Annotated in this window: 15 protein-coding genes and 2 riboswitches; of the genes, 6 read left to right on the forward strand and 9 right to left on the reverse strand. The window is 52.7% G+C overall.

Annotated elements, in window-relative coordinates; genetic code table 11:
• Positions 1-80 precede the first annotated feature (80 nt).
• The 4 genes from DFQ01_RS24410 to purE all read right to left on the reverse strand — a co-directional run bounded on the left by DFQ01_RS24410 (position 81) and on the right by purE (position 4,598).
• Positions 81-974, reverse strand: coding sequence for a phosphoribosylaminoimidazolesuccinocarboxamide synthase (locus tag DFQ01_RS24410; RefSeq protein ID WP_110046557.1), 894 nt, complete (start codon positions 972-974; stop codon positions 81-83).
• Between the two features lie 625 nt (positions 975-1,599).
• Positions 1,600-2,895 carry an adenylosuccinate lyase gene (purB, locus tag DFQ01_RS24415; protein WP_110046558.1) on the reverse strand — a complete coding sequence of 432 codons (1,296 nt, stop codon included), beginning with the start codon at positions 2,893-2,895 and terminating at the stop codon, positions 1,600-1,602.
• Positions 2,896-2,902: 7 nt separating this feature from the next.
• Entirely contained in the window at positions 2,903-4,066 is a 1,164-nt protein-coding gene (gene purK, locus DFQ01_RS24420) for a 5-(carboxyamino)imidazole ribonucleotide synthase (protein ID WP_174812522.1), read from the reverse strand.
• Between the two features lie 46 nt (positions 4,067-4,112).
• Complete coding sequence (purE, locus tag DFQ01_RS24425; protein WP_110046560.1) at positions 4,113-4,598, reverse strand: 5-(carboxyamino)imidazole ribonucleotide mutase; 486 nt, start codon at positions 4,596-4,598, stop codon at positions 4,113-4,115.
• A 416-nt stretch (positions 4,599-5,014) separates the two neighbouring features.
• A riboswitch (purine riboswitch) is annotated at positions 5,015-5,116 on the reverse strand.
• A gap of 394 nt (positions 5,117-5,510) precedes the next feature.
• Here purE and DFQ01_RS24430 point away from each other — a divergent pair.
• From DFQ01_RS24430 to DFQ01_RS24440, 3 genes are all read left to right on the forward strand, one after another.
• Positions 5,511-11,282, forward strand: a complete 5,772-nt coding sequence (locus DFQ01_RS24430; protein ID WP_110046561.1) for a carboxypeptidase regulatory-like domain-containing protein — start codon at positions 5,511-5,513, stop codon at positions 11,280-11,282.
• Between the two features lie 124 nt (positions 11,283-11,406).
• Positions 11,407-12,684, forward strand: a complete 1,278-nt coding sequence (locus tag DFQ01_RS24435; RefSeq protein ID WP_110046562.1) for a glycoside hydrolase family 18 protein — start codon at positions 11,407-11,409, stop codon at positions 12,682-12,684.
• A 59-nt stretch (positions 12,685-12,743) separates the two neighbouring features.
• Complete coding sequence (locus tag DFQ01_RS24440) at positions 12,744-15,854, forward strand: choice-of-anchor A family protein (RefSeq protein WP_110046563.1); 3,111 nt, start codon at positions 12,744-12,746, stop codon at positions 15,852-15,854.
• Between the two features lie 106 nt (positions 15,855-15,960).
• Here the strand turns inward: DFQ01_RS24440 and DFQ01_RS24445 are convergent, their stop codons facing one another.
• Positions 15,961-16,533 (reverse strand): nitroreductase family protein, encoded by a 573-nt coding sequence (locus DFQ01_RS24445; protein ID WP_110046564.1) that lies wholly within the window; start codon positions 16,531-16,533, stop codon positions 15,961-15,963.
• A 169-nt stretch (positions 16,534-16,702) separates the two neighbouring features.
• Here DFQ01_RS24445 and DFQ01_RS24450 point away from each other — a divergent pair, with 169 nt between their 5' ends.
• Positions 16,703-17,050, forward strand: a complete 348-nt coding sequence (locus DFQ01_RS24450; RefSeq protein WP_110046565.1) for a YuzC family spore coat inner layer protein — start codon at positions 16,703-16,705, stop codon at positions 17,048-17,050.
• Positions 17,051-17,130: 80 nt separating this feature from the next.
• On the opposite strand, the gene DFQ01_RS24455 is transcribed toward DFQ01_RS24450, so the two are convergent.
• From DFQ01_RS24455 to DFQ01_RS24465, 3 genes are all read right to left on the reverse strand, one after another.
• The gene (locus tag DFQ01_RS24455) at positions 17,131-18,525 is read right to left on the reverse strand and encodes an NCS2 family permease (protein WP_110046566.1); all 1,395 of its coding nucleotides are present in this window, start codon (positions 18,523-18,525) and stop codon (positions 17,131-17,133) included.
• Between the two features lie 139 nt (positions 18,526-18,664).
• Positions 18,665-18,765, reverse strand: a riboswitch (purine riboswitch).
• Between the two features lie 223 nt (positions 18,766-18,988).
• Positions 18,989-19,582, reverse strand: coding sequence for a YdeI/OmpD-associated family protein (locus DFQ01_RS24460; protein ID WP_110046567.1), 594 nt, complete (start codon positions 19,580-19,582; stop codon positions 18,989-18,991).
• A 92-nt stretch (positions 19,583-19,674) separates the two neighbouring features.
• Positions 19,675-20,727: a PLP-dependent cysteine synthase family protein gene (locus tag DFQ01_RS24465; protein ID WP_110046568.1), complete on the reverse strand. Its 1,053-nt coding sequence runs from the start codon at positions 20,725-20,727 to the stop codon at positions 19,675-19,677.
• Positions 20,728-21,052: 325 nt separating this feature from the next.
• Between DFQ01_RS24465 and DFQ01_RS24470 the strand changes: the two genes are divergently transcribed.
• A complete protein-coding gene (locus DFQ01_RS24470; protein WP_110046569.1) occupies positions 21,053-21,493 on the forward strand; it encodes an OsmC family protein in 441 nt (146 codons plus the stop codon).
• Between the two features lie 71 nt (positions 21,494-21,564).
• On the opposite strand, the gene guaA is transcribed toward DFQ01_RS24470, so the two are convergent.
• A complete protein-coding gene (gene guaA, locus DFQ01_RS24475) occupies positions 21,565-23,103 on the reverse strand; it encodes a glutamine-hydrolyzing GMP synthase (protein WP_110046571.1) in 1,539 nt (512 codons plus the stop codon).
• A 301-nt stretch (positions 23,104-23,404) separates the two neighbouring features.
• Here guaA and DFQ01_RS24480 point away from each other — a divergent pair, with 301 nt between their 5' ends.
• Positions 23,405-24,217 (forward strand): (2Fe-2S)-binding protein, encoded by an 813-nt coding sequence (locus tag DFQ01_RS24480; protein WP_110046573.1) that lies wholly within the window; start codon positions 23,405-23,407, stop codon positions 24,215-24,217.
• Positions 24,218-24,344 lie beyond the last annotated feature (127 nt).

Genomic DNA, 24,344 nt, shown 5'->3' on the forward strand with positions numbered 1-24,344 from the left:
GGAAATTCCTCCTAAAGGAATGGATTAGTTGATCTATCGTATCGGCAGAACAAGCTGCTGCTGCCGTGTATGCTCCTGTATTAACGCAATTCCGTGCCCGTCAAACGACGATAAATATCGCGGTAACGGCGCGTCGTTTCTTCAACGACAGATGCCGGAAGCGGATCTGGCTTGCTGTTCTTGTCCCAATCGGAGTTCAAGAGATAAGTCCGTACCGGCTCCTTATCCATGCTGTCGATCTCGATGCCAAGCTCATACTTGTCCGTCGCCCAGAAGCGCGAAGAATCCGGTGTGAAGATCTCGTCGATCAAAATGACTTTGCCATCGATAATGCCGAATTCGAATTTGCAGTCAGCGAGTACGATGCCGCGCTCTGCGCAATAGCTGTGAGCGAACTCATACAGCTTGATGCTGCGATCGCGAAGCTCTGACGCGATTTCCTTGCCAACAAGCTCTTCCATGCGCTCGAACGGGATGTCCTCGTCGTGGCCCACGTCGTTTTTCGCTGCCGGTGTGAAAATCGGTTGTTGGAAACGCTCGTTTTTGCGAAGGCCCTCTGGCAGCTCGATACCGTTAATGGCTTGGTTCTGCTGGTATTGTCTCCAGCCGCCGCCGGTGATATAGCCGCGAACGACACACTCGATGTCGATGCGCTCCGCTTTCTTCGTTACCATAATGCGATTGCGAAGCAGCTCAGGCTCGGTAATGACGTCGCCAAGCTTGTTAACGTCCGTGTGGACAACATGGTTCGGCTGCATCGCTGCCGTTTGCTCGAACCAGAATGCCGACAGACTGTTGAGCACGTTGCCTTTGTCCGGTACAGCTGGGTCCAGCACGTAGTCAAACGCGCTGATGCGGTCCGTTACGACGATCAGGAAATGCTCGCCGAGATCGTACAGCTCGCGTACTTTGCCTTTGTACACCAGCGGTGCTTTTACATAATCGACTGCTGTTGAGATTGCTTGGGAAGCCACTTGAGACTCATCTCCCTAATTTACCCCAAACCCCACGGGGCTTCTTTTTCTACCCACCCAAACCCTCGGGCTTCTACCCACCCAAACCCTCCCTGCAAGGGAGGGCCCCAGAGGATCCATCCTCTGGACTCCTGAACGGGCTGGTCTTGCTGTTGTGGAGCGTGTCCTCGCTTTCCGTCCCTGGCGGGACCCGCTCGCATGCGAATGTATCTAAATTCGGTAACACGTGTGCTTCATTCGTTCGGCGCGCTCTTAGTGCTCCGTGCTGGCAGCCGCTTGTCGTCCCTTGCGGGACACGCTTTTGGCTAGTGCGTACCTTGTGGGCTACGCGCTAGCGAGACATCCCTGTGGGATGCGCTGCGCTTCGCAAGTTCAAGTGCGAAGAGCGAAGGGCCAAGAGCTAAGAACTTAAGAGCGGAGCTTCGCACTAGCGGTCATCCCTGTGGGATGCGCTGCGCTTCGCAAGTTCAAGTGCGAAGAGCGAAGGGCCAAGAGCTAAGAACTTAAGAGCGGAGCTTCGCACTAGCGGTCATCCCTGCGGGATGCGCTGCGCTTCGCAAGTTCAAGTGCGAAGAGCGTGCTCCGCACTAGCGGTCGTCCCTGTGGGACGCGCTGCGCTTCGCGCTTAGTTAAGGCCCAGACGCGTGAAGATCGTGTGCACGTGCTTGAGGTGCCATGCTGGGTTGAATGCATCTTCGATCTCTTCAGCCGACAGCACGTTCGTGATCTCAGGCGTTTCTGCGATAAGGTCGCGGAACTGGCGTTGTGTTTCCCAAGCTTGCATCGCGCGTGGTTGAACCGTGTCGTACGCTTGCTCGCGGCTGAAGCCTTTGTCGATCAGCTTCGTCATGATGCGGCCGGAGAATGGTACGCCGTACGTCGACATCATGTTGCGCTTCATGTTCTCTGGGAACACCGTCAGGTTGGCGATGATGTTGCCTAGGCGGTTCAGCATGTAGTTCAGCAGCATCGTTGCGTCCGGCAGGATGATGCGCTCAACCGACGAGTGGCTGATGTCGCGCTCATGCCAGAGCGGAACGTTCTCGTATGCCGAAACCATGTGGCCGCGGATTACGCGAGCAAGACCGGAGATGTTCTCGCAGCCGATCGGGTTGCGTTTGTGCGGCATTGCGGACGAGCCTTTTTGACCTTTTGCGAATGGCTCTTCCACTTCACGGAATTCGCTCTTTTGCAGCGCGCGGATTTCCGTAGCGAATTTGTCGAGCGACGTAGCCACGAGCGCGAGCGTCGCCATGTATTCAGCGTGACGGTCGCGTTGGAGCGTTTGCGTCGAGATCGGAGCCGGGCTCGTGCCAAGCTTCTTGCAGACGAACTCTTCTACGAACGGATCGATGTTTGCGTACGTACCGACTGCACCGGAAATTTTACCGAATTGAACGCCGTCTGCAGCACGGTTGAAGCGCTCCAGGTTCCGTTTCATTTCTTCATACCAGAGGGCAAGCTTCAGACCAAACGTCGTTGGCTCTGCGTGTACGCCGTGCGTACGGCCCATCATTGGCGTGTCTTTGTATTTCACTGCTTGTCCGCGAAGGATTTCGACGAAGCGCTCGATGTCAGCGCGAAGAATTTCGTTCGCTTGGCGAAGCAGGTAGCCGTTCGCTGTATCTACAACGTCAGTCGACGTCAGGCCGTAGTGAACCCATTTGCGCTCTGGGCCTACCGTTTCGGATACGGCGCGCGTGAACGCGATAACGTCATGGCGCGTTTCAAGCTCGATTTCGTTAATGCGATCAATGCTGAACGATGCGTTCGCGCGAAGCGCTTCTACGTCCTCGCGTGGAATAACGCCGAGTTCTACCCAAGCTTCGCATGCGCAAAGCTCAACTTCGAGCCACGCCTTGAATTTATTCTCTTCGGTCCAAATTGCTCTCATTTCGGGTCTGCTGTAACGCTCCAACATCGTACCTTCACACCTTCCAAATTGTTGTTTCTTCTATATATTGCAGCGCCTTGTCCGTGCTTTCGGCCAAAACGTTGACATGCCCCATCTTACGCTTGTGAACGGCGTCCTTCTTGCCATACAGATGAACCTTCGGTGCTGCGCCATGGCGTGCAGCCGCTTCATCCGGCTTCGCCATCCGCTCCAGCAGCGGCTCAACATGCTGTCCAAGCACGTTGACCATAACAACTGGCGTAAGCAGCGACGTATCGCCCAGCGGCAACCCGCAAATCGCGCGTACATGCTGTTCGAACTGCGACGTCCGGCAAGCTTCCATTGTGTAGTGTCCGCTGTTATGCGGTCGCGGAGCCAGTTCGTTCACGTACAAGCCATCCTTCTCCGACCAGAACAACTCGACTGCGATCAACCCTGCAACGCCAAGTCCTTCTGCGATGCGTGCGGCAAGCTGCTCCGCTTCGCGCTGGATGTCTTCAGGTATACGTGCCGGAACGATCGATAGGTGCAAAATGTTCTCGACGTGAATATTTTCCGCCGCCGGGAACGTCTTAATCTCGCCTGTCGTGCTCCGCGCAGCAATGACGGACAGCTCCTTGTCGAACTTGATGAACTGTTCGAGCACGAGCTCGGTGCCCGCCTTCGCCAGCGTCTCGTATGCCTCGACGATCTCGCTATCGTTCTTAATGACCCATTGGCCTTTGCCGTCGTAGCCGCCAGTAGCTGTCTTCAGTACGCATGGCGTTCCGAATGCCGCTACCGCTTCACGAAGCTCATCTGCGCTGCGGATCTCGCGGTAAGGCGCTACTCGAACGCCAGAAGCTTCGATAGCACGCTTCTCGCGGAGACGATGCTGCGTCGTATACAGCAGCTCGCTGCCCTGCGGTACATAAGACTCGTCCATCAGCATCGCTGCGACACCTGCATCGACGTTCTCGAACTCATACGTGATAACGTCTGAGCGGCGCGCTAGCTCACGAGCTGCTTCGCGGTCATTGTAAGCCGCGACAATCTGATCCGCTACTTGACCACAAGGCGCGTCTTCCGTTGGGTCAAGGGCGATGAACCGATAGCCCATGTTGCTGCCGGCAATGGCCATCATGCGGCCGAGCTGACCGCCGCCTAGAATACCGATCGTGCTGCCCGGCAGCAGCGGCGTTGATTTACGTTCAAGCACTGCTTGCGCCCCCTTGTCTTCTCGAAATATAAGACTTTATTTTCGCTTACAGTGTTTCGCTGCTCGCCAGTACCTCTTGCTTGATCCGTTCGCGGCGCGCTTCCACGCGCGCTTGAAGCGCTGGGTCGAATGCACCAAGCATCTGAGCAGCAAGCAGACCTGCGTTCGTTCCGCCCGCATTGCCGATTGCTACCGTCGCGACCGGAATGCCGCCCGGCATCTGAACAATCGACAGAAGCGAATCCAGCCCGCTCAAGTTCGATGACTTGACGGGCACCCCGATAACAGGCAGCGAAGTCTTAGCAGCAACCATACCCGGCAAATGGGCAGCGCCGCCTGCACCCGCAATAATGACCTTCAAGCCGCGCTCTACGGCGCTTTCCGCATATTCGAACATGAGATCTGGCGTCCGATGGGCGGACACAACCTTCTTCTCATATTCGATGCCAAGCTCTTCGAGCACGTCGCAAGCCAATTTCATCGTATCCCAATCCGACTTGCTGCCCATAATGACGCCAACTACTGCGGACATGAATCATAACCACCTTTTATATGAAAATGTCGTCCAAACAGATCCCAATAAATATAAGCTCACCTATAAGCCAGAAACTTATAAAGGTTGTTGAAAAAGACCGCTTTTGATCACGAAGCCGTACAAGAAGCGTATTTGACATCGAATCCTGAATGAAACAGAGACTTCCGGTTCTCACGCAGGACATCATTCCCCGCTTCCTTCAGCCTTCTCGGTGCTGACCGATCTTTTTGAACACGCACTTATAGGGCCTTATATCTAAACAAAAAAAATCCTAAAAGCACTAACCCAATATTAGGAAGGCTTCAGGACTTAAGAGCGGCCGCGGGAGAATTCGAGCTGAACGATCAGCTTAAGTCGTCGCAGCTTCGCAATGACGACAGTCGAAAGCTGCTTCCATAAAGAAGCAGCTCTTATTCATCCCGCCATCCGCTCGTAGTCCGGTAATTTAAGGTTTCCGGGTAGATACGCTCGAGCCCTATTCTCGAGTATATACGAACCGATGAGAAAACCTCTATCGATGCCATTCAGAGATGAACGACCGCGATTAGAGGTAGGTTTTATCGCCAATAGGAAGGTTGACCTCACTTTCATGCAGTAGTGAACTACACTTTCCTATGTGGTTACATATGCGCGAAATCGACATTCCGCGCGCCTTCTATAGTGTAACAATCATGCCCAAGGTTGTCAACGACAAAAGACGAACATTCGACCGATTTTATTAACTTATAGTTCGCTTTTAGCGCATATTTGAACATTTCTAATTTTGCGTCGTATCCTTTGCCGATTTTTCACCTATTTTGACAAACGTGCCACCTGTCGGCAGCCCCCTACATATACATGAATAATCGTCTGAAGGAGCGATTATCTATGTACTAGCGAAAGCCAATATTCCTATCAACGGAGGTTCCCATGCCATTCCCAAGCAATTCGCAATACGTGCCGCTAAGGCAAGGCAACATCATCGTCACAGACCCCGTCCGAGACGTGTCGCCAGATGAAACAGACATTGTAGGCGACGCTCAGTTTCCCGCTGCTTATTATGCGTATGACGGCACGAATGTTTACTTCCGAATAAGGTTAAATGCAGATCCAAGACAAAAAAGCAGTTTCAAAAACTTTGCATGGGGTGTCCTATTCGACACCGATAACAACCCTTCCACTTACGAATGGGAACTTGTCGTTAACGGACTGGACAACGAGGTTCAGCTTATCGTCAATACGGTCAAAATTCCGAACGTACTCACCGATCAGGCAGAAGGAACAGACGGTAAAGGAAAGCCTAGCTACGCCGAGTCTATCTGTAATTTCGACATTTCTCGCGCGCAAGCCGTAGAGGATGGTTCAACCCTCGGCGGCTCAACCAACTTCTTTATCGACTTTTTCGTTCCCGCTGCTACGCTATTCCAGCTGCTCGGCATTACGGACAGCTCCTCCATTCGATTCTTGTTCTTCACGGCAACGAACAATAACAATTTCAATAAAGACTTTATCGGTACGGGGCAAACGCTAAGCACGCTGTTCTGCGATCCCGTCACCATTGCAGGCGGTGATGTTCGTGCCAGCCTTGCAGTTACACAGACCGTCACGACTCCCGCTCCGGTCGTCATCGCCGGAGAGTCCACTACGTTCACGGGCACCATCACCGTCACGAATACCGGCAGAAGCGCCGCCTCAACCATTTTCATTCAAGCGTCCTACTTATTTGACAAGCTGATTACCTTCAACGTTACGGCCAAATCATTGGGCACAACCGCCTTCAACGCCATCACGAGGGCGTTGACGTGGAACGTCGGCAATTTAGCCGTCGGAGCTAGCGCGACGCTCACCTATCAGGCTGTCGGCTTGTTTGCAACATCAGGCACTCGAACGGTAGATACGAAGGCCGCAACGGGAATCGACAGCTTCACCGGCGCCGCGATCGCCGCTCCAATTACCTCAGCAACCGTCAACGCCGCAGCACTCGGCGGCATCGCTGGAACGATTCTGGATAAATCAACTGGACTGCCATTGGTCGGCGCGACCGTAACAGCGGTCAACACAGCAACAAGCGCCACAGCCGGACAGACAACAACAGGCGCAGGCGGCGTATACAGCTTCGCCTCGCTCGCTCCTGGCAGCTATTCGTTATCCTACAGTCTTCCGACCTATCTTACCGCTGCCGCTTCTGCAGCCGTTACAGCTGGAACCGTCCAAACCGTCAACGTCACACTCGTTCCAACCCCAGCAGCTCTCCAAGGCAGCGTCACAGCTTCCGGAACAGGAACTCCTATTCCGAATCCGACAATAACGGTAACGAATGCGATTGGGGTGCGTGTTCTGCAGGCCAGCGGGGACATCAATGGCTCCTACCTGATTAACAACCTGACACCCGGCTATTATCGGGTCAGCATCGCTGCCGATGGATTCCAGGCGAAGGACTTTCCAGTCACGCTGGGAATTGGCGAAACGCGTACGCTTGATGCAGCTCTGACACCGAATCCAGGAACGGTTACCGGCATCATTACGAATGCCCAGACAGGCGCTCCCCTAGCTGGTGCATTGGTTGAAGCGCTGGATAACCGCAACAGCATCCTATCGACTGCCCTTACAGCCGCTGACGGCAGCTATACACTCTCATCGCTTGCTCCTGCAACGAATGACCGCCTTCGCGTATCTACCGATACCTTCGTCACGCAAGTCATCGGCTTCTCCATCGCTTCGGGGCAAACAAGGACGATCAACGCCGCCTTGTCGCCTGTCGCCGGTGCGCTGACCGGCATTATTACTGACAGCGCAACAGGCGCAACGATCGCTGGCGCAAGCATTCGTGTGTTTACTTCCGAAGGCATTACGCTTCAGACCGGCTCGACCGGCGCAGACGGCAGCTACACGATCCCGTCGCTGATGCCCGGCTCCTATTCCGTCGTCATTATGGAAGAAGGTTATGCCGGCCGCACGATCGGCGCCATGATTCATGCTGGCGCTGTCACAGCCTTGAATGTCGCGCTGCAGCAGCTGGCCGGTGCAATATCAGGCACGGTAACGGATACAAGCGGTAATCCGATCGCGGATGCGATTGTCCGCATTTTCTCCAACAATATCATCGTTGTGCGTGTCGCGACGCGCGAGGACGGAACGTACGATATCGGCAACCTCGCCCCTGGCAGCTATTATGTAACGGTCCGTGCAGAAGGCTTCGGCGGCCTGTCCTTCAGTGCAGTCGTCAATCCTGGCGAGACAACGATCGAGAACTTCGTGCTCACACCAAATCCAGGCTCCGTGAATGGAACGGTTACAGATACTAGCGGCAATCCGATCGCAGGAGCAATTCTTACCATTAGCCTTAACGTAAGCGGCGGCGGACTATTAACGACGCGGTATGTGTCGCAGACAGATGGCAGCTATTTAATCGAAAATTTATTCCCGGCACCTTACTTGATCACCGCAGCAGCAAATACGTTCCAGAGCACGTTCCAGAGTGTTACCGTCGCTTCTAATCAACGTGCTGTCGCGAACTTCTCGCTCCAGTCAGACCCCGGTACGCTAAGCGGAACCGTGGTCGACAATAACGGCATTCCGGTTGCAGGGGCCGCCGTCCTCATTAAGACATCCACCGGTAACGGGGTAACGATCGCAACGATATTCTCCGATCCGAACGGACATTTCCAGACGAGCAGCTTGGCGCCAGGCAATTACACGCTTCTTGCATCGGCTCCCGACTTCCAGACTGCGTCAGCTACCTTGTCCGTGCGTTCGGATGAAGCAACACCGATTACACTTGTGCTTATCCCAGACCCAGGCAGCATTCAAGGGTCTGTAGTTGACGCTCGTACGGGGCAGCCGATCTTCGGTGTGCTTGTGAGCGTGACGGACATCAATAACTTCCAGGTCGCTTCAATCATCGCCGACGACGTCAGTACGTTCCAATTCGACAGCCTGCCGCCGGGAAGCTATACCGTCTCTGTCCGCGCACTGAATTATCAGAGCGGAACATTGGGCGCTATTGTCATGTCCAATGCGACTACCCCTATTCATTTCAGCCTGCAGCCAGAGCCCGGCATCATTCTCGGCAAGGTCGCTCCAGTCGTAGGCGGCGCGCTTGTCCAATTGTTCAACAGCAACAACATTCTCATTTCTACAGCCATTACCGATCCGCAGGGCAGCTTCGGCTTTCTTGGCGAAGCGGTCGGCGCCTACTATTTGACTGCTATTGCAGACGGCTTCACTTCCCAGGCCGCAGGCGCAGCCGTAACCTCTAACGAGACGACACAAGTGACCATTCATTTGACCCCTAACCCCGGATCGCTCGCAGGCACTGTCGTCGATACGTCGGGTAAACCGATCACAACCGCCGTTGTCAAAGTATTAAACAGCAATGAATCCATCCGTGGCAGCAGCCCCGCACAGGGCGATGGGAGCTATGTCGTCGAAGGCATCCCGATCGGCACGAAGACGGTCATTGCTTCCGCTCCGAATTTCGGTAACCAAGTAAAAGGGATAACGATTAATCCGGGTCAAAATGTGACGCAGTTCAACTTCGTCCTGATGCCAGATCCCGGCACGGTGAGCGGTCAAATTACAGACAGCGTCAGCGGCCTTGTCCTGCCGGGGGCAAACATTGAGATTCGCGCAGACGAAGCGTCCGGCCTTGCCGTGTCCACTGTCGCTTCAACGCCGTTCGGCAACTATCAAATCACAGGGCTCGCACCAGGTGCGTACACCGTCATTGCCAAAGCAAACAATTACGCGACGAATACGGTCGGCGCACTCGCGACAAGTAACGGATTTACGATTGCGAACCTATCGTTAAGTCCACTGTTCGGCACCATTAACGGCACCGTCACGGACGCATTCGGCAACCCGATCGGTTCCAACGATACGAAGATTAAGCTGTATACACAGGAAGGCTCGCTCATTGAAACAGCCTTCGTATCATCGAACGGAACGTTCAGCATTATGGGCGTTGCCCCTGGCGAATATGTGCTGACCGCCTCTGCTCCTGCCTTTGAGACACAGACAATCGGATTATCCGTTCTAGCTGGCGGGGTATCGAATGCCCAGCTTATACTGAAGCCTCAAACATCGGCGATAACCGGAACGATACGCAACGGCTCCACATTCACACCGATTAGCGGCGCACTCGTCAACATTACCGACATCGACGGATTACCGGTGGAGACGGCGTTCACGGACAACAGCGGCAGCTTTACGGTTAGCGGCGTTCCTGCAGGCAACTTCGTGGTATCCGCTATTGCGCCAGGCTTCAGCAGTGCGACATCAGCCGTTGTCACACGCAGCGGCCAGACGGCTTCAACCGATCTGACGTTATCCCCGCTGCCAGGCATCGTGGTCGGCTTCGTCAGTGATGCGACGAACGGAGCTAATATTGCAGGTGCCGAAATCCGGATCATCGATGCTTCTACAGGGGCAGTGGTCGGTACGATTCAAAGCGGCAATGGCGGCCAATACGCATTCCCTTCACTCGCCCCTGGCAATTACCAGGCTGTAGCGAATGCGAACGGCTATGCCGCTCAATTCGGCGGCTTCACCATTGCAGCCGGCGAGACAACAAGATTCAGCTTCGCCCTGCAGCCGCTGCCTGGCCGTCTCAGAGGCAGCGTTACACGCGCAGGAACCAGCACACCGATTACTGGTGCAACTGTCCAGCTGCTGCAATTCAACAATTTTGGCCCGCCGCTCGCTTCAATCTTGACGGATAACAATGGACTATTCGACCTTGGCGAAGTCGCCGCTGCCAACTATGCGATTACGGTGACGCTGGACGGATTTATAACAGAACAAACATCAGCACTCGTCAATCGGGGCGAGACGACGGCCATCGCTATTGCACTTCGTCAATCGAACACAGGTGTAGCGGGCACGGTAACGTTCGGCGCACCGTCCGGCCCTACGCCGCCATCCGGCCCAATTGGCCCGCCGCTGCCGAACAGCTCGATCACGGTAATCGATCACAACGGCGTCGTTGGCGGCAATGGCATTACCGATAAGAGCGGGCAATATATCATTCCAAGCATTCCAACGGGAGAGCACACTATCGTAGCCTCCAACCCTGCTGCCGGCACGGGGACGACGTTCTTGCCAGACCGGCCGGGTCAGACACAAACCGCCGATCTTCAGCTTGGCAGTGCAGCTACGCCGATTACAGGAACCGCAAACAACACTACAGACAGTTCACCGATACCAGGAGCCATCGTACAAGTGCTCGACCACGGTAACAACAATACACTCCTGCTGACCAGCGTTACCGATAAAGACGGGATTTACAGGACGAATCCACTGCCGCCAGGGGACTATACGGTAACGATCTCGTCCCCGCAGCATGGTTCTAACGCCGTTTCGTTCGTCATTCCGGCCGATCCATCGCCAACCCTGACACCGCCGCTCACGCCGCCAACAGCGCTGCTGAGCAGCGAGTTCGGTACGCTGCGCGGAACGATACGAGACGCATCCGGTCAACCGTTGAATCTAGCATTGGCAGCCATCGTTACAGAGCAGCAGCGGCTTATTCGGCAAATCATCAGCAATAATACGGGACAATATGCGCTGTCGAACCTTGCAGCTGGCGTGGCGAATGCCGAATTCTCATTCCCAGGCAAGCAAACGGCCGTTAGGATGCCAACGATCTTTAATGGTCAGACCACTATACTCGATATCATCCTGCTCGACGAGGATGAAGAATAGCGGCAGATCCAAGAGCCTCAAACGAGTTATTCGTTTAAGGCTCTTTTGTTGTACAGATTATTTCCGGCAAGGAATAGAGTAATAGCAACAATCATTCATTAAATGCAGGTTAGGGGGACATTCCATGTTCATTCATGTTGTACAGCGGGGCGATACGTTATGGAGACTTGCACAGCAATACAATACATCTACAAGCGCTATCGCCGCTGCCAACGGTATTCAGGAGAGTGGCATTCTCGTTCCTGGTCAATCACTGCTCATTCCGATCTCAGCCGATCAGCATGTTGTAAGACAAGGGGACAGTTTATGGTCCATTGCGAATCAATATGGTACAACGCCAGAAACACTGGCATCGCTCAATGGCATTACATATCCGTTCTACATTTATCCCGGGCAGCGACTGCGCATCCCCGTACCCGCCAAGCCAACGATCGAAGTCAACGCTTATACCGAGCAGTTCAATGACGCCGGCGTTCGTGAGGTTACGGAGATCGGCAGCCTGCTTACGTACCTCAGCCCGTTCAGCTATCATGTCGCAATCGACGGCTCGCTGTCCGGCCCGGATGATGCAGCCATACTCGAGGCAAGCCGCGCGCAGCACATCCTGCCCATGATGGTATTGTCCAACTTCAAGGATGGCACATTCGATTCCGACATCGCCCATGCCGTATTGACGAACATGACCGTTCAGACGAAGGTCATCAATAATACGATGGATACGCTTCGGCAAAAAGGGTACAAAGCGGTTAACATCGACTTCGAATATATTCCGCAGACCGACCGCGAAGCGTATAACGCATTCCTGAGACGCCTGAAAGAACGGCTGGCTCCGGGCGGTTATCTGCTGTCCACATGTCTTGCACCTAAGTCAAGCGCCGACCAGAAAGGACGGCTCTATGAGGCACATGATTACTCTGCTCACGGCGACATTGCAGACTTTGTCATTCTGATGACCTATGAATGGGGCTGGTCGGGCGGGCCGCCAAGGGCAGTCGCACCGATCGACGAAGTAGAGAAGGTTGTGCGCTATGCCCTATCGGTCATGCCTGCAAGCAAGATCATGCTCGGCATGCCGCTGTACGGTTATGATTGGACGCTGCCTTATGTGCAGGGGAACAAATGGGCACCCACGATCAGCAATGCGGATGCAATCAAACGCGCCGCACAATACGGAGCGGAGATCCGTTTCGATGGGCCGAGTCAGTCGCCATTCTTTCGCTATTACGATAACAACGGCGTCCAGCATGAGGTATGGTTCGAGGATGCCCGCAGCGTACAAGCGAAGTTCAATTTGGTCAAATCCTTGAAGCTGCGCGGCGTCAGCTACTGGGTGCTCGGTACGCCATTCCGGCAAAACTGGGAGCTGCTGCGGGCGAATTTTACGGTTAAGAAGCTCGTATAATCACTTGTTAACATTGCCGCTAGCTGCAATCAAGCAGGATACAACTCGGAGGTGTCAGCATGGCTTGTGCTTCACTTGGCTCAGCAAGCGATTTTAGCATCTTTCTGTTCGGCAATTACAATGGTCAGAATACAGCGATTAGAGGTCGAGCCGCGGTCGGAGGATCTGTAACGTTAACCGACCAAAGCTTCGGAACCGATCTGCCCGTATCGACAACAAGAGCGGATCTCATTATTGGCGGCGACTGCAATATCATCCGCGGCGTTAATAACGGCAATACGGTCATTCGTCCAACATCGACCGTCATTAACTATACGATGGTTAACAATAACGGCGTCTTACCGCAGCCTATCGTCGACAGCCCGATCGATTTCGACTTAGCTGCTGCCTATCTGGAATGCGTATCGATTGGCTGGGGCGATCTCCCGGCCAATGGCACTGCGAGCAATTTATTCGGAACACTGAATATCGTCTGCTCCGATCCTGCGCGCAATGTCGTCACCTTCAACGGCAACGATGTAGACGGGTCCGGCCTATCCCTTGAGTCCGCCTCCGTCATTACCCTTCAGCTCCCTGTCGGCTCTACCGTTCTTATTAACGTGCTAGGCGACAACGTCGGCTTCGGCAACTATCAGGTGCAAGTGAATGGCGGATCTCCTGATCCTTCCGTCGGTGCAACGATCTTGTGGAACTTCCCGCAGGCCACCGTCCTTCGCAATGGCAACGGTATTATCACCGGCAGCATTCTGGCGCCATTCGCAGCAATGACCGCCAACGGCTCCGCACAGCTTAATGGACAGCTGATTGCCGGTTCATACGATGGAACGAACGGGTTAATCACTCCTCAGCTCGTCTTCTTCACCGGCTGTCTGCCAGAGGTAACGACATGCGGCGTAACCGCACTAACCGTAACCAAGCTTGTGAATGGAGCAGCCTCTTTCGCCGGAACGCCAGGCACTCCGCTCACATTCAGCGTTCTCGTCGAGAACCCGTCCACACTGCCGATCTCCAATATTGTCATCAAGGACGATCTGCTTGGCATCGATCAGATTGTCCCTGTGCTTCAGGCAGGCGAGAGCTACCCGTTCGTGGTGAACTCGGAAGTACAGAGCGGAATGGCAGGGACGCTGTACACCAATACCGTTACGGTTACGAGCGACAATGCTCCCGCCGTCTCTGCACAGGCAAGCATAACAATTACGGCCCTACCCGTTCAGGTCCAGCTTACGAAGAGCGCAAGCCAGACCGATGTACGGCCTGGCGATATCATTCTGTATCAATTCGATCTGTCCAATCAGGGAAATAGCGATCTCATCAACGTACGTCTTGTCGACACTACGATCGGACTCGACCTTTCACTGCCTACCTTCTTCAGCGGCACTCTTACGCAGCAGTCGTTCACGATGCCCGTGGACGCCGTTCCTGGCTCGACCTTCACGAATACGGCTAGATTAACAGCTGATAACCTGCCAAGTCCGGGCTTTATCGAGAGCAGCGTCAGCATCAAGATTTCCTCGATACCTGTCCCAGCAGCAGACTTCCGCAAGCTCGCGAGTGATACCGCCCCCTTGCCAGGCGAGGAGATTCAATATTACTATGTCATCCAAAATGAAACCGACAGCGATCTGCACTCGCTCGTCCTGCATGACCCCATGCTTGATTTCACTCGAACGCTCGATGTTCTTAGTCCACGCACTACGATTGTTCTCGCAGCTCCTTTCATCATCCCAGTTGAAACAACCGCAGGAACATCTATCGTTAATACGGCAACACTGACTGGCTCATTCGGCACGATCACTTCAAGCGCAGCGATTACGGTAGGCGCCATGCTTTCCCTGCTCGTCACCAAGGATGTGAATCAGACCTTCGTTAACCCCGGCGGTACGCTGGACTATACGCTTCGTGTACTGAACAGCGGCAACGAAAGCCTTAACCATGTGTCCATCATCGACTCGCTTACCGGATTTCAGACGGTCATCGCTTCACTTCCAGCCGGTCAATCGCAGGACTTCCAAGCGCCATATACCGTCCCAATCGACAGTGCCGCCGGTTCCGTTATTACGAATACTGTTCTTGCTCAAGCTGCTGGCGTCACCCCCGAGACTGCGCAAGCATCCGTCGTCGTCACAACAATCCCGCTTCCTCCGAATCCGCCTATACCTCCGACAACACCATCGATTACGGTCCAGGCAGCAGCAAGCTTAGCGACAGTCAGCCCAGATGAAACGGTTACCTTCACCGGAACCGTTACGAACATTTCGGCCGTCTCTGCACGGAACATTATTCTTCAGTCTCCACTGTTTCAATTCGCAGCGGTGCTGGAATTGCTAGAACCCGGTGCAACGCTCACCCTTAACGGTAATTTCACAGTCCCCAAAGGAACCGCTCCTGGCACTACCATCACGGCAACGCTATCCGCCAATTCGATTATGATTCCGCTGCAGGAAGCGTCCGCCTCCTGCGTCGTTCTTCCGCAAGCGGCACTTGCGCTCACGAATATCGTCAATGAAAACGAGGTCGTTCAAGGCGAGACGGTCATCTATACCGTCACAGGCGTCAACACCGGCAATGTAATGCTCCATCATATCGTGATCTCTGCTACGATCCTGCTGCGGCATGCAACCATCGAGATGCTTGATGCCGGCACATTCGTCAGAGCCTTCTTCAATAAAACCGTTACGGAACAACCAGGCTCTATATTCTGCAACACCTTCAACGCCTCCGCTGCAGACATCGGTACAGTTTCCGCAACGTCCTGCTACACCGTATACGGATTACTGCTGCGCATGCAGGCCAACACGGCTATCGTGCAGGAAGGCGGAACCATCCAATACACAGTAACCGTACGTAATCCGACGCCTGCATCAGCGACAGGTGTTGTATTTCGCAATCGTCTACCAGACCACACCGAGCTTATTGCTGGTTCTGTAACACTTAACGGCAATACCGTACCCGATGGACTGCTTACTGCCGGCATCCCGCTGCCATCACTTGCCGCTAACGCTAGTGCAACGGTGACTTACGCTGTGATCGTGTTGAGCGATCCGACGGGCAGTACGATCCTCAATCGTGCGGAAGCATCGTTTGTATTCCCATCGACTTCACGCGGGCTATCCGGCACATCGTTCTCCAATGTTGTGCAGGTCGCTGTTGAGGAGCACGAAGAATAACCGGCTATATGCTCTGCTTGGTGCCAAAAAAAGGGACTCGTCGCCCGCCATCCTTCGATGGCGATATCGACAAGTCCCTTTCCTGTGAGAAGCACAATCGTACAACTTAGCCTTCGAGCCACTCCGTCTTCAATGCGGCAGGCTGTCTGCGGCCCGCAAGCTCCTTCATATCGGAATATCCGATATAGATAAGACCAACAAGCGACTCACGCTCGCCGAGATTAAACGCTTGGTGCATGAGTGGATGATACATCGGATCGCCACTGCGCCACACAGCTCCAAGTCCAAGCGCATGGGCCGCGAGCAGAAGATTTTGCACAGCAGCATGGGATGCCGCTAGCTCTTCAGCATGAGTCGCACGCGGGTTATCCGATGGTGAGCATACCGCCGCGATGACCACAGGCGAACGGTACGCCTTCGCCCGCTCCTTATCCAATCGCTCTGCAAGCGCAGCTTCTTCTAGTTCGCCCAGCCCTTCTTGCGCGATCGCCGCGTACGCATCACCAAGCGTACGTCTTCCCTCACCTGTCATAACGATAAACTTCCACGGCTCTGTCAAATGATGATTCGGCGCCCATGTCGCCGCTTCAATGATTTGCTCAATCAAAGCCCGATCAACAGGATCCGACTTCACTTTACCAATGCTGCGTCTTCCGCGAATTGCATCCATTATATTCATCGATAATGCCTCCCTACGATTATATTTCTATATTATAGCAGACCGAATGCTCTTACCTGTAATCTCTAACTATTCCATCTGGAGAACCATTCATGTCACCACTTCTACAACTCACGCATATGTATGAAGCATACTTCGACACCGCTAGGCAGGAGGACGATCGATTACAATGGCCGCCCGATACGTTCCCCACCGACCGATGCTGACTGCTGGCATGCGCGAGCTTCCTGCTGTTGATCCAACTAAGCTCGAACATTCCGCCCAATCGTTTCAGCCGATGCTGCAGGATGCGTCCCGGATTATCGGCAGACTGACCGAGCGTTCGTTTGTCGTTCCGCTTATGACCGCTGCTCAAGCAGGCCATCAGCAAGAAGTCGATCGAATGATCAAATCAGCAGCAGGCACCTCTCGCATTCATGCCAAATATACGCCAAGCGGCATCGTCATCGTTGTTGAACCAACAAACGCTAATGAAAGCTGCTGCAATCTATCCATGACGCTGCGCTGGGGTGTGTAGCCCACTCATGCACATAAACAACAAAACACCCCTGCGCCGGTCCGCGCAGGGGTGTTTCAATCCGTTCAAGCCGTAAGGGTTTAGCCTTGGCTGCCGATATAGATGTAACGCAGGACAACGAGAATCGCCAGAATCCACATCAGTGCGTGAATTTTGTAACCGCCGTTCTGATCGCCTTTCTTCGTTACGTTAGCGACTGCTGCAAGCAGTACATACGATACGATACCGAACGAGATACCGTTTGCGATGTTGTACGTGAATGGCATAAGCGCCAGCGTCAAGAACGAAGGAATTGCATATACCATGTCGGAGAAATCGATGTGCTTAACCGACGACATCATCAGTACGCCTACGATAACAAGAGCCGCTGCCGTTGCCGAACCCGGAACAAGCGCCACGAGCGGCGACAGGAACAGAGCAAGCAGGAAGCAGACACCCGTCGTAACGGAAGTCAGACCCGTACGGCCGCCTTGCGCTACGCCTGCAGAGCTTTCAACGAAAGCCGTAATCGTACTCGTACCGAGCACCGCACCGCCGCCTACTGCTACTGCGTCAACGAGCATTGCTTTACCGACGCGCTTCTTGCCTTCTTCTTCGTTCTTCATCAGGCCTGCACGGCTAGCCGTACCTACCAGCGTACCAAACGTATCGAACAATTCAACGAACGTGAACGTCAGAACGACCGAGATCAGGCCAGCTTCCATCACACCGTTGAAATCAAAGTTCCAGAAATTCAGTTGACCGAAGTCAGGTGCCCACGTTTGGCCCGACAGCGTGTCGCTTACATTCACTTCGCCCATCAGAATGCCGACAATCGTCGTACCGATGATACCCCACAGGATAGCACCCGGAACACGCATAACCATCAGAATAGCAATGAGGAAAATACCTACGATCGTCAGGACAACGCCGTTGTCCTCCAGGCTGCCCAAGTGAATGACCGACTCAAAGCCAAGCACATCAGTGAAAACGCCTTTCGGAATGTCCGTTACTGTGTTCTCAACAGCAACCGTCAGCATACCGCTGTTTTTCAGACCGATAATCGTAATGAACAAACCAATGCCGGCAGTAATTGCATGTTTCAAACTTTCCGGCACTGCGGTAATAAGCATTTGACGAACCTTCGTTACCGTCAGCACGATGAAGATCAAACCGGAAATAAAGACAGCCGTCAAAGCGATTTCCGGTGATATTTTACCATTCGAGGTCAATACCGTTGTTGCAAAATATGCGTTCAGCCCCATACCTGGTGCAAGCGCAACGGGGAAGTTAACGAACAAGCCCATAGCGACTGTGAAAATACCGCCCGCAAGCGCCGTCGCGAGGAAGACACTCGTCCAGTCCAGACCAGTCGCAGACAAGATGTTCGGGTTGAGTGCTAGAATATACGCCATGGTCATGAAAGTCGTCAAGCCCGCCATAATTTCTGTACGCACATTTGTTCCGTGTTCCTTTAGTCGAAAGAAACGTTCCATTTTTCGAAAAATCCTCCTTAAAAAATGTGTTGGAACAAACAAAAGAACCTAGAAAAAAAATGCAAATGAATCATCGCACTTCTCCTAGGTTCCTCAAAAATAGGAAAAACATACACGTACGCTGGACCGGCGCACGCGCTGCTCTTCCTATTTTTTTCGTAGCCAGATCATTTACGGTGATCTCGTAGAGACTCTCAAGCCAATTCTTGAGATTATACGAAAAATATTTTGTTTGTTGTAATAATCAGTCTTCATTTTAAGGACGAGTACGCCTTATGTCAACGATAATTTACGAACATTAAATCTTGAAAGGGCTTTCAACCTTCGGTAATTGATGGAAAAAGCTCGTTCCAAAGCCTCATTTCGGAGACATTTCGTAGCTCATTTGGGTGATTATGGTGCTTATTCGTAAACTGAAAGAAGCCCTGCGAGCCATAATAGGCTTGCAGAGCTTTTTCGCTGATCAGTCGTATAATCCTTTGCCATCCAGAATCTTAGGCATGTATTTCTCGACCCGAGCGGCGCGCGTCTTGGACGTCTTAGGGTCCGAGAAGTGCAGCAGATAGGCTCTCTGCCGCCCTGCCGTCAGCGCTTCGAAAGCTTCCTTCAACCCTTCGACCTCATCGAGCTTCGATTGAAACTCCTCCGCCATCGCAAACTCCGTTGGCTTCTTGAACGCCACGGTTAGACCGGATCTCTCCGCTTCGATCGCTTCATAGATATAAGACTGAATGATCGACTCCATCTCATCGATTTGCTGCGGACTCGTGAAACGGATCTGGCGCGCCGACTGCACATTCTCCGTCTGTTGAATAAGCACCTTGTCGGGATCGCTCAACAATGCACCCTTATGAAATAACACCGCGCAATATTCTTTGAACCCATGAATGAGGACGATGTTCTTCTCCTGCGACGTATAACATGGAACGCCCCACTTCAGTTCTTCGGTCAACTGGCAGTTGAGACAAATTGCGCGCAGCTTCTTATACGCCTCTGCCCACTTGCTTCCTCGCTCGATGAACGCATCCACCTTAGGGTTCATTCTGCTGTTCGCCATTCCGTTGGACCTCTCTTCACTAACGTAATGATAACTAGTATACATTATCGGTTAGATGACAGAGGAATCAATCAATAAATAGCGCCGACTAGTTACACAGATAGATCCGCTTCATTGGCGTCAGATGGTTCGGCTTCTTGCCGATCTTCGAAGAGATCCGTCGATAAATAACTCAAGCCCGTATCCGGCAAAATCACGACAATCCGCTTCCCTTTATTCTCAGGACGCTTCGCCAGCTTCGTTGCTGCCCATATGGCGCTACCGGACGAGGTTCCGACTAGAATGCCATCGGTTCTAGCCACTTCACGCGCAGCTTCATAAGCTTGCTTGGTCTCGACCTCAAGCACCTCATCGATAACATCGGTATGTACGTTGGCCGGCACCCGAGCCTCCTCCTGATCCGAGAAGCGGTGAACGCCCGTTATTTCGGGTATTTCCGGATTCTCAGCCGTCGCTATGGACGCATGTCCCGGTTCCACCCCTACCACCTGGATATTCGGATTTCTGGACTTCAAATATGCGCCTACTCCGCTGATCGTTCCACCTGTACCTACCGCCGCGACTACAATGTCGACTTCACCATTCGTATCCAACCATATTTCGGGTCCCGTCGTTGCTTTATGAATAGAAGGATTAGCGTCATTGTCCACTTGATTCAAGAAAACTGCGTTCTCTACATGCTCTTCAAAGTAGGGAGCAATGATTTCTTTAATTACCGCGACGAAATCCCCCTCCGTTCGTTCAATCGCTTCTTCCACTCCGGGAATCTCTGACATCTTCGAAATTTCAGCCCCGTATGCGCGAGCGGCTTTCGTGCGTTCTTCACTTACGTTATCTTGAATAACGAGCTTAAGCTTATAGCCTTTTGCAGCTGCTATCGCCGCAAGCCCGATTCCCGTATTGCCGCTAGTCGTCTCTACAATGGTGTCGCCCGGCTTTAAGATCCCTTTCTTCTCTGCATCTTCAATCATGGCAGCAGCAATACGATCTTTTACACTGTTGGCTGGATTAAAATATTCAAGCTTCGCTACGATTTCCGCCTCTAGTTCATGCTTCTTGTTATAATTCACCAGCTCTAGCAAGGGGGTCTTCCCGATTAATTGCGTGATGGACTTATTAATGTTGTTTTTCGTAATTGGAGTCATGCCTTGTTCCTCCCTTGATAGATGAAGTGAGACAACCCTATTTCACAAATAGGAATAATATGTAATTCGCTGTCTTGAGGATTATCATGACATGGTTTCCATGAGCATGACATCCGAAATAGAAACTTTCTGGGCTTGCATTTAAAAATTCTATCCACGCGCGATGGACGTATAGAAGATTGTGAAGCAAGTATTAAGATCTTCTATTGGTCAAAGCCTTGTGAGCCAAGATAGAATGTAGCTAACAATATATATAATTCCTATAAGAAAACAATGTTTAAATTTATGTCGATATTATACTGCATTTTAGAAGGGAGTATGGCTAATGGCTAAAACCGTGAAAGTAACGACATCATGGAACGAGGACGGTTACGTAGAAATCGAGTCGAGAGGACATAAAGTGATTTCGGATGTGCGAGCAGAGCTCGGAGGGACAGACAGAGGCTTGGCTCCAGGCGAATTGCTTATTGGTTCGCTGGGCGCCTGCCAGTTGCTGGTCGCTCAACTGAATGCTAAGCGATTCGATATTGATATTCAGAACTTGGCGGTGGAATTAGAAGCCGACAGCGTTAAAGACGAGCACAACGGCAAATCGCTGTTCCCTGCGATCAAATTCAGTATTCGGGTGGAATCCAATTCCCCCGAGGAGAAAGTCAAAGCCTTTATCGACTTCGTTGAGAATCATTGCCCAGTAGGCGCAACCTTATCGAGTGCAGTCCAGCTTATTCAGTCCGAGTTGATTGTGAAGAGACCGGAATATCACTAACATCTAAAAGAAGAACGTGTGGGGTCGCCAGGGACTCCACACGTTCTTTTTTCACATTTATAAGGTTGGTCCTATTCCCACTCGATCGTTGCCGGCGGCTTCGACGTTACGTCGTAGACGATGCGGTTAACGTTGTCCACTTCGTTAACGATACGTACGGAGATTTTCTCGAGTACGTCCCATGGGATGCGCGCCCAGTCTGCTGTCATGCCGTCGATCGACGTTACAGCGCGGATGCCGACCGTATACGAGTACGTACGAGCATCGCCCATTACGCCTACGCTCTTCATGCCAGGGAGCGCTGTGAAGTACTGCCAGATCTCGCGATCCAGGCCAGCCTTCGCGATCTCTTCGCGCAGAATCGCATCGGATTCGCGAACGATGTGCAGCTTGTCCTCTGTCACTTCGCCGAGTACACGGATCGCAAGACCCGGGCCTGGGAACGGCTGACGTTGTACGATTACGTCTGGCAGGCCGCATTCTGCGCCAACCTTACGAACCTCGTCCTTGAACAGCGCCTTCAGCGGCTCAACGAGCTGGAATTTCATATCTTCAGGCAGACCGCCTACGTTGTGGTGCGACTTGATCGTTTGCGCCGTAGCCGTGCCGCTCTCGACGATATCCGTGTACAGCGTGCCTTGCGCGAGGAAATCGAACTCGCCGAGCTTCGCCGATTCTTCGTCGAATACGTAGATGAATTCGTTACCGATAATTTTACGCTTCTGCTCCGGATCCGTTACGCCTCTCAGCTTGCCGAGGAAACGCTCGCTTGCATCGATCTTAACAACCTTCATATCGAACTTGCCGACGAAAGTCTCCATTACTTCCTCAGCTTCATTCTTGCGAAGCATGCCATGGTCGATGAACATACAAGTCAATTGGTTGCCAATAGCTTTGTGAATCAGCATGGCAACGACCGAGGAGTCTACGCCGCCGGACAGGCCGCACAGTACTTTCTTGTCGCCGACTTGCTCGCGGATTTCGCGAACCGTGTCCTCGATGAACGTTTCCATGCTCCAAGTACCTTCGCAGCCGCACACGTTGAACAGGAAGTTACGGATCATTTCGTTACCGTAAACAGAGTGACGTACCTCTGGGTGGAACTGTACGGCATGGAAGTTGCGCGATGCATCGCTCATTGCTGCGATAGGCGCGTGCTCCGTGCTGCCCGTTACCGTGAAGCCAGTTGGCGGCTCAATAACGAGGTCGCTGTGGCTCATCCATACGGTTTGCTTTGCGTCGAGGCCGCTCGTCAGAGCGAATTCGGATACGAAGTCAACTTCTGCTTTACCGTACTCACGTTTACCAGCGCGCTCTACTTTACCTTCCAATTGGTGCGACATCATCTGCATGCCGTAGCAAATGCCGAAGATTGGAACACCCAGGTTGTACACGTCCGGATCAACAAGCGGAGAATTCTCTTCATAAACGCTTGCAGGACCGCCGGAGAAGACGATACCCTTCGGATTAATCGCACGCAGCTTCTCAGCCGACGTGTTGTACGGCAGCAGCTCGCTGTAAACGCCCAAGTCGCGGATACGACGTGCGATCAGCTGGTTGTACTGTCCCCCGAAGTCAAGGACGACGATGATTTCGTTCGGTTTGTTCATGTGACCCTCCTAGTAGTGTGCAGCAAAAATATATATCAACGCCTAAGCCGTTGAGATCGATGCTGTGATAGTTCCCTTTACCCTCAATGGGTACAAGCTCTCCATCATGAATGTAGTCATTATATAAAACGACGTTCGCGCCAGTCAAGGACAGGCCCCCTCCATAATGGGCTTTTGAGTACCTATTTCATCAACGCTTCTCGTTGACATTGAGAATGAGAACACTTATCATTTTATAGATAGTAATGATAAGTATTCTCATATATATCAACAGAATTGAACAGAAAGGTGCTGAGGCATCGTGTTCTCACCTGAACAGCGTCAGCTGATGGAATCCCATTTTGGCTTGACGTTCGAGCCGCATCCATCGCCAGTCGCAACATTCAAGCTAAGTGAATTGTATGAAGCCGCTCATATGCAGCACTTCCTAGATGAATATATCCCTGTTATTAAAGGCTTGGAGCCATCGGTTGGCGCCATGTACTTAACGTCCAACCTCATTGTGTTCAGTTCGGCGCTTCATTATATGGTCGCATGCTGCGATCACGCGATTGATTTTGCACCCGAGCATTTTACAGCTGAGCTGGTGTACATCCAAGGCACTTATTCATACTATACGGTTCGATTCTGCGTGAACGACATCGTCGCTATTCCCATTGACATGGATAATCGTGAGCAGCAGCGCAACGAGCTGTTCGCTCGACTGTATGAGCATACGATCCGGCCGCTCATCGAGCTGCTGCACACGTTGACCGGTACGCCGAAGCTGCAGATGTGGGGTTCTTTTCCACGGATTACATACACGTACGAGTCGCTCATCGCGCAAGAGAAGGATTCGATTCGCAAGCAGCGGCTTGAGGCCGACTTCCATTACACGACAGAGGAAATGCCGCCCGATGCATTCGGGACGAAGCGCAATCCCTACAACCATACGTATCGTTATGTCGACAACCCGCTTAATCCCGACGTGCCGTACCGCATGAAGCCGACCTGCTGCATGTACTACCGGACGGAAGGCGGCGAGTTCTGCTACACCTGCCCGCGTCTGAAGCCGAAGGATCGCGAGGAACGCAAACAACAAATGATTAAGGAGCTTGCCGCGAAGAAGGCATAAGCCCCCCTATACCGCCTTGTCTGGCTTACCGCCAGGCAGGGCGTTTTGTTTGTATTCAGATAATTCCAGCACGAGATGCATAGGAATGGCGATTATATCCATAATAAACATGCTGTACCACACCCTA

The sequence above is a fragment of the Paenibacillus cellulosilyticus genome (assembly GCF_003182255.1).
GTDB lineage: Bacteria > Bacillota > Bacilli > Paenibacillales > Paenibacillaceae > Paenibacillus_T > Paenibacillus_T cellulosilyticus.

Bases quoted from the DNA above. Each gene is read 5' to 3' on its own strand.
- DFQ01_RS24430 (WP_110046561.1), top strand. From the start codon at position 5,511: ATGCCATTCCCAAGCAATTCGCAATACGTGCCGCTAAGGCAAGGCAAC.
- purB (WP_110046558.1), bottom strand. From the start codon at position 2,895: ATGTTGGAGCGTTACAGCAGACCCGAAATGAGAGCAATTTGGACCGAA.
- DFQ01_RS24470 (WP_110046569.1), top strand. From the start codon at position 21,053: ATGGCTAAAACCGTGAAAGTAACGACATCATGGAACGAGGACGGTTAC.
- guaA (WP_110046571.1), bottom strand. From the start codon at position 23,103: ATGAACAAACCGAACGAAATCATCGTCGTCCTTGACTTCGGGGGACAG.
- purE (WP_110046560.1), bottom strand. From the start codon at position 4,598: ATGTCCGCAGTAGTTGGCGTCATTATGGGCAGCAAGTCGGATTGGGAT.
- DFQ01_RS24445 (WP_110046564.1), bottom strand. From the start codon at position 16,533: ATGAATATAATGGATGCAATTCGCGGAAGACGCAGCATTGGTAAAGTG.
- DFQ01_RS24450 (WP_110046565.1), top strand. From the start codon at position 16,703: ATGGCCGCCCGATACGTTCCCCACCGACCGATGCTGACTGCTGGCATG.
- DFQ01_RS24465 (WP_110046568.1), bottom strand. From the start codon at position 20,727: ATGACTCCAATTACGAAAAACAACATTAATAAGTCCATCACGCAATTA.
- DFQ01_RS24455 (WP_110046566.1), bottom strand. From the start codon at position 18,525: ATGGAACGTTTCTTTCGACTAAAGGAACACGGAACAAATGTGCGTACA.
- DFQ01_RS24435 (WP_110046562.1), top strand. From the start codon at position 11,407: ATGTTCATTCATGTTGTACAGCGGGGCGATACGTTATGGAGACTTGCA.
- DFQ01_RS24460 (WP_110046567.1), bottom strand. From the start codon at position 19,582: ATGGCGAACAGCAGAATGAACCCTAAGGTGGATGCGTTCATCGAGCGA.
- DFQ01_RS24440 (WP_110046563.1), top strand. From the start codon at position 12,744: ATGGCTTGTGCTTCACTTGGCTCAGCAAGCGATTTTAGCATCTTTCTG.